Raw genomic sequence first — 11768 nt, forward strand, 5'->3', positions numbered from 1 at the left:
CTCAGGCAGACGGGATGCCGTTGACGAGCTCCAGCACGTCCTGACCGTACTTCTCCAGCTTGGAGCTACCCACCCCGGGGATGCGCAGCAGCTCGGACGGGGACTTCGGCGCGGCCTCGGCGATGGCCACGAGGGTGGCATCCGTGAAGATCACGAAGGCCGGCATGGACGCCGCCTGCGAGGTGGTCAGCCGCCAGGCCTTGAGGTTCTCGAAGAGACCCTCGTCATAGGTGGGCGGGCAGTCCAGGCAGCGGCCGGTCTTACGTTCTGCGCCGGTCTCCAGGGTCTTGCCACAGGTGCGGCACTGCACCGGGTGGGTCCGCTTCCGTCCCGCACCGCGCCCGCCGGATCCGCCCGCGCCGGAGGAACCGGGCCGGCGTCGCCCCTGCCCCTGGCGCCCTCCGGCCTGGGCACCGTGCCGGGTGTCCGCCTCCGGATCCAGGGAGTCCAGGAATCGGGAGGGTTTGCGGGTGGAGCGGCCGCCGGTGCCGCGGGCCAGCGTCCAGGAGAGGAACAGCCGCAGCCGTGCGCGGGTGATGCCCACGTAGAGCAGCCGACGTTCCTCGTCGATGTCCTCCTGGGTGTCCGCGAAGCTGATCGGCATCAGACCCTCGGACAGTCCCACGAGGAACACGGCATCCCACTCCAGGCCCTTGGCGGAGTGCAGGGAGGCCAGCGTGATGCCCTGCACGGTGGGCGCATGCTGGCTGGCCGCGCGTTCGTCCAGCTCCGCCACGAGGTCCGTGAGGGTGAACTGGTCACCGCGGGTGGAGGCCAGTTCCTCTGACAGGGCGACCAGTGCGTTGAGGGACTCCCATTTCTCCCGCGTGGCTCCGGAGACCTTCGGTGCCTCGTCCGCATAGCCGAGAGAGGCGAGCACGTCCTTGACCCGGCCCGGGACCTCACCTCCCACCACGTCCTGGGCGGAGCGGGCGGCGGCGCGGAGCTGGAGGATGCCCTCACGGACCTCACGCCGGGAGAAGAACCGCTCGCCCCCGCGCAGCTGGTAGCTGATGCCTGCGGCGGTACACGCGGACTCCAGTGCCTGCGACTGACCGTTCGTGCGGAACAACACCGCGATCTCGGCGGCCTGGATGCCCTCCGCGAGCAGTTGCTTCACCTGGGCTGCCACCCAGCCGGCCTCCGCCTCGTCATCCGTGCATTCGGCGAAGACCGGTGCCGGTCCGTGCTCCCGCTGGGAGAGCAGTTCCAGCGGCTCGGCCCAGCGGGGCATCGGACCGCGGGTTCCGTCCGGGCCCGGCACCGGGACGCGCTGCCGGGTGCGCTCGGCGAGCAGCCGGTTGGCCAGGTCCACGATCTCCGGGGTGGAACGGTAGTCCCGGACCAGCTTGACCAGGGTGGCGTCCGGGTACTTCTGGCGGAAGTCGAGCAGGAACCTCGAGGTGGCGCCGGTGAAGGAGTAGATGGTCTGGGAGGCGTCCCCCACCACGCACAGCTCAGTGCGGCCGCCGAGCCAGAGATCCAGCAATCGATGCTGCAGCGGGGAGACGTCCTGGTACTCGTCCACGATGAAGACGCGGTACTGGTCCCGGATCTGGGCCGCGATCTTCGGCTCCGTCTCCAGGATGCCGACCATGATCAGCAGGACGTCCTCGAAGTCGATGAGGTTCCGGTCCGTCTTGACGTCCTCGTAGCCCTGGAACAATCGGGCCACACCGTTGGCGTCCCAGCCCGAGGGCATCTGCCGGCCGGCCGCCGCGGCAGCGTACGAGTCCGGCGTGCGCATGGACACCTTGGCCCATTCGATCTCCCCCGCAAGGTCCCGCAGGGCCGCCCGGTCCGTGGTGGTACGCAGCCGGCGGGCGGCCTCGGCCAGCATGTTGACCTTGTGGTCCACCAGCTCGGGCACGGCCCCGCCGACCGCCTGCGGCCAGAAGTACTGCAGCTGCCGCAGGGCTGCGGAGTGGAAGGTGCGGGCCTGCACGCCGTGGGCACCCAGGTCCCGCAGCCGGGTGCGCATCTCTGCGGCCGCCCGTGCGGTGAAGGTCAGGGCCAACGTCCGGTGTGGGTCATAGACCCCGGTCTGCACCCCATAGGCGATGCGGTGGGTGATGGCCCTGGTCTTGCCCGTACCGGCACCGGCGAGGATGCACACCGGGCCGGTGTGGGCGGTGGCGGCCTGGCGCTGCTCAGCGTCCAGTCCGGCCAGGATGTCTGAAGAGAGGTCTGTCACAGTGCTCCGGTTGTTGCTGTCAGTTCTGCAGGGTGCGCGGCTCGGGCAGCGCACCGCCGAACCAGTGTTCGATCAAGGCGCGGGAGATCGAGGCGGATCCGGGAAGGGTGATCTCTCCTCCGCTGACGGCATCCTCCAGTTCCTGGCGGGTGAACCAGCGGACATGGGCGACCTCCTCCCTGTCCGCAGCCGCCTCATCCGGGTGGTCCGTGACGGCGGTGTACCCCAGCATGAGTGACTGCGGGAACGGCCAGGGCTGGGATCCCAGGTAGACCGGCGAGTGGACCCGGAGGTTGGACTCCTCGTGGATCTCGCGGACCACGGCCGCCTCCAGCGACTCGCCCGGTTCCACGAACCCCGCGAGCGTGGAGTACACGCTTGGCCCCCAGGCCACGTTGTTGCCCAGCAGCAGCCGGTCCTGGTGGTCCGTGACCGTGACGATGATGGCCGGGTCCGTGCGCGGGAAGTGCTCTGAGCGGTCCTGCGGGCAGACCCTGACCCACCCGGACTGGGTGACCTCCGTGGGCGTACCGCACCGCGGGCAGTGGGTGTGCACTGCGTGCCAGTTGGCGATCGCCACGGCCTCGACGAAGACACCGGCGTCCCGGTCCGTCAAGGCCGCCGCCACGTCCCGCAGGCCCACCCAGGCGACGTCCTCCAGGCTGGACACGGCCTGGCCTCCGGCTTCACCACCGGTCAACGGCGGGTGGTCATCCGAGACCAGCAGGATCAACTCCGCCCGTGGCCCCGCCCCGGGGACAGTGTCCGCCGTGGACCGTCCCAGATACACCGCACCGGCCGGCAGCCGGCCCTCCGGACGGGTCAGGACGAGTTGTCCACCCAGGACCGGGGCACGCCCCCCGCTGACCCACAGCACGCGGGATTCAGCCCGCGTCCAGACCTGTTCCAGCCAGCCCTCGCGGGCCCGGACCTCACAACCGCGGTCCACCTCCTCGCGGGCCAGGGGCAACCGCCCGAGGGCGGGGAGGATCTCTTCAGGGGTGCGCATGCCTCCACGGTACCGTCCGGCCCGGACTCCCTGCGGGCGGGACGGCACCGACTGTGGACGGTGACAGACTTGCGCCGGTGACCGTCAGCGTCGGGAACATTCGGCGACTCGCCGCGCCCGAGCCAGCCCGCCGCCGGGCCGGGAACGTACCGTGGTGGATGTGAATCGTACGCCCATGGAACTTGCTGCCTTGGCCAGCGCCGCCATCCCGGACCTGTCCCCGACCGGTGTGGTCGGGTCCCCAGACGACCCCCGGGACTTCTCGGCCGCCGTCGTGTTCGACCGGCAGGGGAACCGGTGGCGCGTGCGCTCCCCGCTGCATGAGGAGGCTGCCATGCGGCTGGAGACCGAGTTGCAGGTGCTCTCCGGGTTCACCCCCGGCATCCGCGCCGCCCTGCCCTTCCGGGTCCCCTCCGTGGCCGGAGCCGTCCGCCTCGACGGCATGCGCACCGTCGTCTACCACGACATGCCCGGGGTGGAGATGGAGCTGGAGGGTCTCACGGAGCTCGGCGGCAAGACTGCCGAGGACATCGGGCGGGTCATCGCGGCGGTGCACGCCCTACCGGCGGACGTGGTGGAGAACGCCGACCTGCCGGTCTACACGGCAGACCAGTTCCGCCAGCGCCGACTGAACGAATTGGACCAGGCCGCGACCACCGGCCGCATTCCCTCGGTGCTGCTGCGCCGCTGGGAGAACGCCCTCGAGGAGATGGAGCTGTGGGGCTTCACCCCGGTGGTGACGCACGGTGACGTGCACGAGGACAACCTGCTCGTGGACCAGGACCGCCTCGTCTCCGTGACCGGATGGACGGACCTGCACATCGGCGATCCGGCGGAGGACTTCGCCTGGCTGGCCTCCTCTGGGAACCAGGCGTTCACCCAGAAGGTCGTGACCGCCTACTGGCAGCATCGTTCCGGTGGGACCGTCCAGGACGAGCACCTCCTGCGGCGGGCCGTGCTGGCTGCCGAGTTCGCCCTGGCTCAGTGGCTCGTACGCGGCCTCGCCGCGGGGGACGAGGACAGGTCCGCCGAGGCCGAGGCCATGTTGGGCGAGCTGCAGGCAGACGTGGAGGAGCACGGGGGCCAGGAGATCAGTGCCGCACCCGCCGGCCCGCGCGCCGTTCCCACCCCGGAGCCCCGGACCGAGCCCGAGCCTGCCGTAGAAACGGACCTCCGGAACGAGACTCACGCAGAGCGCGTGCCACAGGACACCTCAGACGACGGCGAGGGCGCCGATGACGGCACCCTCGACGATGCCGTCATCGTCGAGCGGGAGACGGACGAGTCGGAGACCACGTCTGGCCTCGCCTCTGACGAGGACGCTGATGACTCCCGTGACGAGGACGCCGAAGAAACTGAGCGTGCCAACGAGCACCCGGCAGGCGACAACCTCGAACCCCCCGCAGCGGATACTGCCGTGGGCACCGGTGCTGATGCTGAGACCGAGGCCGAGTCCGAGGCTGAGACCGACACCGACTCCGACTCCGAGACAGATGCTGCGTCGGTCAGCGGGCCGGCCGGCGGGCCGGAAGCTGCAGAGCCTCCGACGACGGCCCTGGACCTGGACGAGGTCCGCCGGCTCGACATCCGCCGCCCGAAGAACCCCTCCTGACCACCCTGCCGTAGTGCGGCAGCGGCGCCTCAGTCGCCCTGCTCGGTGACCGCTGCCGCCAGGATGGCCTCCAGCTCCTCCTCGTCGGCGAGGTTGTGCAGTGACTTCTCCACGCCGTGGGCCACGTAGACGAAGCTCGCGCTGATGTTCTCCAGCGGGATGCCGTGCAGCCGTGACCAGGCCAGCCGGTAGACGGCCAGCTGCAGTGACTTGATCCTCAGCTCACGCCCAGAGGGAACGGCACCGGTCTTCCAATCGACGAGCTCCCAGAGAGCGGCTGGATCGTTGGGCACCTGCGGCGAGCCTCCCTCGCGGAACACGGCGTCGATCCGGCCGCGCAGCGCCACTCCTCCGACCGTCGTCTCGACCGGCGGCTCGATGTAGGCCGGAAGCCGGTCAGCCCACCGGCTGGCCAGGAAGCTCTGCTTCATGGGTTCCAGGTCCAGGGCATCCTCCACCCAGTGATCCGCCGAGTCCTCGGGGTCGTCGAAGTCGAGCATCCCGGTGGCACCGAAATGATCCTCCACCCAGGCGTGGAACGCGGTCCCCCGGCGAGCCGCATGGGCAGGTGGCCGGGGCATGGGCCGGCGGAGCTGACGGGCCAGGGCCTCGGGGTCGTTCGCCATCTCCACGAAGGTGGAGGCGCTGACGTGACCGGGCAGCACCACGAGTCGGCTGCGGTGGTTGACCGGGGCCGACCGTTCCACGACCCATTCCACCTGGCGGGCCAGGTCCCCGGACTCGACTTCAGGCGCGGCATTCCGCACCCACCGTGCAGCCTGCGCCACCGCCCGGCGGCGGGGCCGGGACCGTGGGGGCAGGGCCGCCGCCCGTTCCGGGTCCTCCGGGGCGGAGGGGTCCATCACCAGGACCTCCGGCCCGTCGAGGGGGTCGAAGGGCCACCAGGACATGAGCTTTCGCTGCGCGAAGGGGTTCTCCTCCCCCACCTCCTCGGGCGAGGCCCACGGACCGGTCACCACGTGGACGCCTCCCTCGGCCTCCAGCAACTCGTTGAGGAAGGGGGACGGCACGGATGGCGTCTTGGTCTCTCCCCGCCAGTGACTGCCGCTGAGCAGCAGCAGCGTCCGCGCCCTCGTGAAGGACACGTAGGCCAGGCGCCGCTCCTCCTCCAGATGGTGCGCCGCCGCGAGGTCCCGGTAGGAGTCCGGATACTCCTCCTTCTGGTGCTTCAGGCTCCAGCCCACCGCGTGACCGGCCCAGTCCCGCTGGTTCGACCAGTCAGTGTCCCACTGCGGCAGGCTGTTCGCGTCCCCGCGCAGCCGCCAGGGCAGGTGGCCCGACTTCTCCGAGGTCCAGGTGTCCACGGTCTTGCCGGGGAACTGGCCGTCCACCAGTCCGGGGACCGCCACAACGTCCCATTCCAGTCCTTTGGAGGCATGAGCCGTCAGTAACTGGACCGCCTCCCGACTGGGTTCGGTCCCGGCCATCCCGAGCCCCTTCTCCCGCTCCTGCGCCGCCTGGAGCCAGGCGAGGAATGCGGTGAGATCGGCGCCGGACCCCTCCAGGGCCCCCTGCGTGAAGTCCCGGGCGGCGTCGAGGAAGCCATCCAGGTGCCGCCGCGCCGTGACGCCGGAGGCACCGGGCCGCGCCGCGACCTCGATGTCCAGGCCGAGGGTGGTCTCCACCAGTCGGATGAGGGCGGTGAGCTCCAGTCCCGTCTGCCCGGACAGGTAGCGCAGCTCCCTGGACAGACGTTCGAGCCGCGACCGTCCCTCGGAGCTGAACCCCCGCCCGGCCGAGTCTGTCCATCCCGGCTCCGGCAACCAGTCCAGCGCCTCGATGAGCGAGGAGGACTCGGCGTCCTCCTCCGGCGAGGTGTCCTGTTCGGGCTCCGTCCGATCCTGCGTCTCCTGCGGAACGCCGGGCGCCCCGGTGGAACGCCGGCCCCTCTCCAGGGCGGCCGCGCGTGCCTGCAGCACCACCAGGTCCGCGGTGCCGATGCGCCACCGGGCCCCGGTCAACAGCCTCATCAGGTAGTCGGATCGGCTCGGGTCCGAGATCACCTGGAGCACGGCGATGAGATCGGCCACCTCCGGCACGGACAGCAGGCCGGACAACCCGAGCACCTCGTAGGGCATTCCCGCCTGATCCATGGCCGCCATCAGCGGCTCGAACTGACCGCGGGTGCGGCACAGGATTGCTCGGGTGGGCCGCTGGGCCGGCGGCAGTCCGTCATCTCCGGCCTCCTGCAGAGCGGCGACGACGGCCGCGGCCTCCTGCTCGGAGTCCGGCAGCCACGCGGCACGCACCACGCCGTCCACGGCGACAGGCGAGGCGGTCAGGGGCTTGACCTGGATTCCGGCGACGGGGGCACTGCGCAACGGGCCGGCCACGGTGTTGGCGGCGGCCAGGATGGTATGCGAATTGCGCCACGCGGTGGTGAGGTAGCTGACCGGAGCCGGCTGCGCACCGGCGCCTTCCTGCGGGACGCTGAACAACCTCGGGAAGGCGAACAGCTGACCGGCCGAGGCCCCGCGGAAGCCGTAGATCGACTGGTGGGGGTCCCCCACGGCGGTGACGGGGTGCCCTCCGGTGCCGTACAGGCCTCGGAACAGCTCGAGCTGGGCGTGGGAGGTGTCCTGGAACTCGTCCAGCAGCACCACCCGGTAACGGGACCGCTCGATCTCGCCCACGGGCGGGACGTCCTGCGCGATCCGGGCGGCGAATCGCACGAGATCTCCGAAGTCCATGACCCCGGCCTCCAGAGTGGCCTGCCGGTAGGAGACCACCAGCTCGGCCATGACGCGCCGCAGGCGAAGCATGGTGAAGATCTTCGTGACATCGGCGTGGGATCCCTCGACCCGCTTGGCGTCATAGGGCAGGGACTCGCCGAAGCGGTGCTGCTCGGCGAGGTACTCCTCCACCTGGTCCGGCTCCACAAGGTGCTCGGCGCAGTCCCCGGCCAGCTTGATGGCGCTGCTGACCAGACTGGAGGCCGCGATGTTCGCGAAGCCGAGGTCCCCCTCGTAGGCCCGGACGATCCGGGACATGATCTGGTAGGACTGGGCCTCGCCGATCATCCCGGTGTCCGGCTCCAGGCCGATGCGCATCCCGTGATCCCGCACGAGCGTGTTGGCGTAGGAGTGATAGGTGGAGACGCTGGCCCGGGCGGCCCCTTCCGTCAGCATCCCCGGCTCTTCCTCTGCGCCCCCGGCATCACCCTCTGGGAGCTCGAGGCCGGCCTCAGTCAGCAGGTCCAGCTTGCGGTTGATGCGTTGGGCCAGCTCGCCGGCGGCCTTGCGGGTGAAGGTCACGCCGAGGACCTGGTCCGGGGCCACGAAACCGTTGGCCACGAGCCACACCACTCGATCAGACATGGTGGCGGTCTTGCCGGAGCCGGCCCCGGCCACCACCAGCCGAGGCTGGAGAGGGGCGCTGATCACCGCCGACTGTTCCTCGGTGGGGGCGTGCTGCCGCAACAGTCCCGCCAGCTCCTCCGGGGAGTAGCGCGCACTGTTGACGTCCGGGACGGACTCGGGGCTCATCGGTGCCATTCGGTGGTTTGCCTTCCCTCGCTGTGGATGGGGCAGAGCGCCGGGAGGGCGCACCGCGGATTGGCAGCTCCCCCGTGAACCGCCAGGAACCGTGGGCCGACCATCGCGGCCGCTGCGGTGAAGATCTGTTCGAGGGCCCACTGGTGGTCCGGCTCCAGGGCCGCCTGGTCCTGGATCTTGACGTTCTTGTTGGTGGTGCGCAGCTGGACCAGCGCGGCACCGCCCGGGTCCGTGGGTCGGCCGAAGTCCTCGGCCGGCAGTGCCCCGGCGGCAATGGCCGCCTGGTACACGCCGAGCTGAGGCAGTTGCTCCAGCTCCTTGGACGTGGGGGTGTGCCTTCCGGTCTTGAGGTCGATCACGTAGGGGCGGCCCTGGCCGTCCCGCTCCAGGCGGTCGATGCTGCCCCGGATCTGGACCCGTAGTCCGCCGCGCTCCAGTTCCTGCTCGAAACGGTGCTCCACGTCCACCACGGACCGGCCCTCCTGCTCCATCTGCCGCAGGTAGCCCACGAAGAACCCGATCATGCGCCGCGCCTCCTGCGCAACCCGCTCCGACTCCCATCCCGGTTCCAGTCCGAGGTCCGGCAGGCGACGCTCCAGCTCGGCGATGAGGTCCTCGGCCGGGCCCTCCGGGTAGGCCTCTGCGATCGAGTGGATGAAGGTGCCGATGGACTGGGCCTGGGTGCTTCCGGCCTGGCCTCCGGCCTGGTAGATGAACCAGTTCAACGGTGACTGCAGCGCCGTCTCCACCCGGGACGGGGACACCGGGACCGGGGCGGTCTCCGTGTCCACGAGTGGTTCCTCGGTAGACAGGGGCAGCAGCCCCCACCACTGCGCCGGATCTGCGCCGCGGATCCCCTCCGCGGCCAGCCGGGCCAGAGCGGCGGTGACCTGACGCACCCTGGGTGACGGGCCGGCGTCGGGCTCGGGATGAACGGCCGCGGATGGGGGCGGGCCGTCCTGGTGAACAGCGTGGGCAGCCTCCTCCAGCTCGCGCCGCAGCCCCGCCACGAGGGCGCCGGCGGTGATGGGGCGCGGTACATCGGTCAGCGGACGCGGCGTGTCCGGGCTCCGCCACGGTTCGATCAGGTCCAGGAAGTCAGAGGGCTGGTGGTCCTCCGAGGCCACCGCGATGCCGATGACCCGCTGACGGGCGCGGGAGAGGGCCGTGGCGAAGCTGCGCAGCTCGTCCTGGCGCACCTCGGCCAGCCGGGACCGGTGGTCCATCCGGGTGGTCCGGCCCTGCGCCACATCGGCCAGGTCGGTGGCGCCCAGGAGCTGACCGCGCAGCCGCGTGTTGGGCCAGATGCCATCCTGCAGTCCCGCGATGATCACCACATCCCATTCCCGGCCCGCCGCACTCGCAGGGGTCACCACAGACACGGACCCCTCCTGCGAGGAGGTCGAGGCGAGGGAGTCCATGGGCAGGTCCTGGGCCTCCATGTAATCGGCGAAGGCCAGTGGGGAGGCCCCCGGGAATTGGTCCACGTACCTCTCGGCGGCCTGGAAGAGCCCGACGACGGCATCCAGGTCCCGGTCTGCCCGCCGGGACGCGGCACCGGTCCCGGTCACGGCCTCCCTCTCCCAGCGGGTCGGCCGGTCCGAGGCGTCCCAGAGGGCCCACAGCACCGACTCGGCGGTGGCCGCCGGGTCCTGCGCGGCGGCGCGGCCCGCCGCCACCATCCTCGCGATGCGCTGCACGCCGGCCCCGGGGATGGGGTGACGGGCCAGGGCCGCGGGGTCCTCGAAGACGTTCAGCAGCAATTCCGTGCTGGAGCGGGTGCCACCGCCCGAGCGTTCCTCCTGCAACAGTCGCTGGCGCAGTTGACGCAGGTGCAGCGCCGTGGCCCCGCCATAGCGGCCGCCGGCCAGCCAGAGCGCGGTCTCACTGTCCAGTGTGGACTCCGGGACCTCCGGGCCCGAGGAGACGGTGCGCAGCAGGGACAACAACGGCGTCACAGCCGGTTCGCTCTTCAGGACGGTGTCCGCCACGGAGCGGTTGACCGGGACGCCCTCGGCCTCCAGGTAGCGCGCGAGTTCGGCCACGAGAGGACCCGAACGGGCGATCACGGCCATGTCCCCGAGGGGGACCCCACCCCGGTGATGAAGGTGCAGCAGTTGCTGGAGCACCAGCAGCTGCTCGTGCGGGGGCGAGGCCACCACATGGGCGGTGGCACCGTGGAACCGGAGGGTGGCGGGGACGTCCTGGGCGGACGCTTGCTCCGTGTCCGCCGGCGTCATCCGTTGCCGCAGCTCGAGGGTGCCCGGCAGTGCCGGGATCCGGCGGGCCACCCGCTGCCAGGCCGCCAGCACGTCACCCTCCATCCGGTATCCGGTGGTCAGCAGGTGGGTCCGTTCCTCACCCGGTTCGACTCGCGGGAGCAGGCATCCGGGGTAGTCCCGGACGAGATCAGGACGGGCGCCGCGGAATCCCTGAACCACCGTGTCCGGGCTGGCCAGCGCCACCACGTCCTGGCCCGTGCCGAGGACACGGATCAGGCGGTGCACGGCCGGGGTGGCCTCCTGCAGGTCGTCGATGACGAGCACGGGCAGGCTGGTCCGCTCGTTCTCCAGCAGCTCCGGGTTCTCCTCCAGCAGGAGGCAGGCCGTGGTGAGCAGCCCGGCTGGGTCGAAGGCCTCGCTCATGCCCAGGTCCAACCGGTCCCGATAGTCCTGGAGCAGGGTTGCGGCGGCCCCCCATTCAGGCCGATGGTGCTGCTCTCCCAGGTCCTCGAGGTGGCCCGGCTCGATCCCGTACTCACTCGTGCGGTCGATCAGCTCGCGCACCTCCTTGCGGAAGCCGCGGGTCGGCACGGCCTCGGCGAGGTCGGCAGGCCAGTCCGGTCCCCCGCGCTCGCCCGAGGCATAGGACTCGAGGAGTTCCGCGATCACCGTGTCCTGCTCCGCCCCGGACAGCAGCCGCGGGGTCCGCTGCACCGCCGGCAGGAAGCCGGCCGTCCGCGCCCGCCGGATCAGGTCGAAGGCATAGGCCGCCCAGGTCCGCACGGGCGTGGAGGTCCGCGTGCCCCGGCCGCCGTGGTCAAGCCGCACGGACAGGTCATCCCGCAGCCGGGCCGAGGCCAGACGGGTGGGTGCGAGCACGAGGATCCGGCCGGGCTCCAGACCGGCCTCGATGCGCCGGGCGGCGTACTCCACGGCGAGCGCGCTGCGGCCCGTCCCGGCTCCGCCCAGCACCAGAACCGGACCGTGGCCCGGGGGCAGTTCCAGGACCCGCTGCTGCTCCGGATTCGGGTTCAGTGGCTCCACATGTACCGCTCGTGGTGCGGTGAGTCGCAGGGCATCCTGAGGGTCTTCAGCGGGCATGCCTTCATTCAACCAGCACCTGCCGACACGTTTACTCACGGTTGGCCCGGCCGTCACCGTCAGAGCGACTCGGGGTCATGTTCCTGGACTGTGCTGTCCGCACCATCTCTGCAGG

General features: G+C 71.0%; 5 protein-coding genes. 1 reads left to right on the top strand and 4 read right to left on the bottom strand.

All coding sequences use genetic code 11. The annotated features are described in order from the left end of the window. Position 1: 1 nt before the first annotated feature. Both IMT31_RS03310 and nudC read right to left on the bottom strand, forming a co-directional pair. Positions 2 to 2194, bottom strand: a complete 2193-nt coding sequence (locus IMT31_RS03310) for an ATP-dependent DNA helicase UvrD2 (protein WP_413543745.1) — start codon at positions 2192 to 2194, stop codon at positions 2 to 4. A gap of 19 nt (positions 2195 to 2213) precedes the next feature. Further along, the gene (nudC, locus tag IMT31_RS03315) at positions 2214 to 3203 is read right to left on the bottom strand and encodes an NAD(+) diphosphatase (RefSeq protein WP_413543746.1); all 990 of its coding nucleotides are present in this window, start codon (positions 3201 to 3203) and stop codon (positions 2214 to 2216) included. Between the two features lie 175 nt (positions 3204 to 3378). Between nudC and IMT31_RS03320 the strand changes: the two genes are divergently transcribed. Further along, on the top strand, positions 3379 to 4815 hold the full coding sequence (locus tag IMT31_RS03320) for a phosphotransferase (protein WP_413543747.1): 1437 nt from the start codon (positions 3379 to 3381) through the stop codon (positions 4813 to 4815). A gap of 29 nt (positions 4816 to 4844) precedes the next feature. On the opposite strand, the gene IMT31_RS03325 is transcribed toward IMT31_RS03320, so the two are convergent. Continuing rightward, a complete protein-coding gene (locus tag IMT31_RS03325) occupies positions 4845 to 8321 on the bottom strand; it encodes an ATP-dependent helicase (protein WP_413543748.1) in 3477 nt (1158 codons plus the stop codon). After that, on the bottom strand, positions 8318 to 11653 hold the full coding sequence (locus tag IMT31_RS03330) for an ATP-dependent helicase (protein ID WP_413543749.1): 3336 nt from the start codon (positions 11651 to 11653) through the stop codon (positions 8318 to 8320). Before IMT31_RS03330 ends, IMT31_RS03325 begins: the two co-directional genes overlap by 4 nt. Between the last annotated feature and the right edge of the window lie 115 nt (positions 11654 to 11768).

The organism is Citricoccus nitrophenolicus, assembly GCF_047305825.1.
GTDB classification, from domain to species: domain Bacteria; phylum Actinomycetota; class Actinomycetes; order Actinomycetales; family Micrococcaceae; genus Citricoccus; species Citricoccus nitrophenolicus.

Bases quoted from the DNA above. Each gene is read 5' to 3' on its own strand.
- nudC (WP_413543746.1), bottom strand. From the start codon at position 3,203: ATGCGCACCCCTGAAGAGATCCTCCCCGCCCTCGGGCGGTTGCCCCTG.
- IMT31_RS03320 (WP_413543747.1), top strand. From the start codon at position 3,379: ATGGAACTTGCTGCCTTGGCCAGCGCCGCCATCCCGGACCTGTCCCCG.
- IMT31_RS03325 (WP_413543748.1), bottom strand. From the start codon at position 8,321: ATGAGCCCCGAGTCCGTCCCGGACGTCAACAGTGCGCGCTACTCCCCG.
- IMT31_RS03330 (WP_413543749.1), bottom strand. From the start codon at position 11,653: ATGCCCGCTGAAGACCCTCAGGATGCCCTGCGACTCACCGCACCACGA.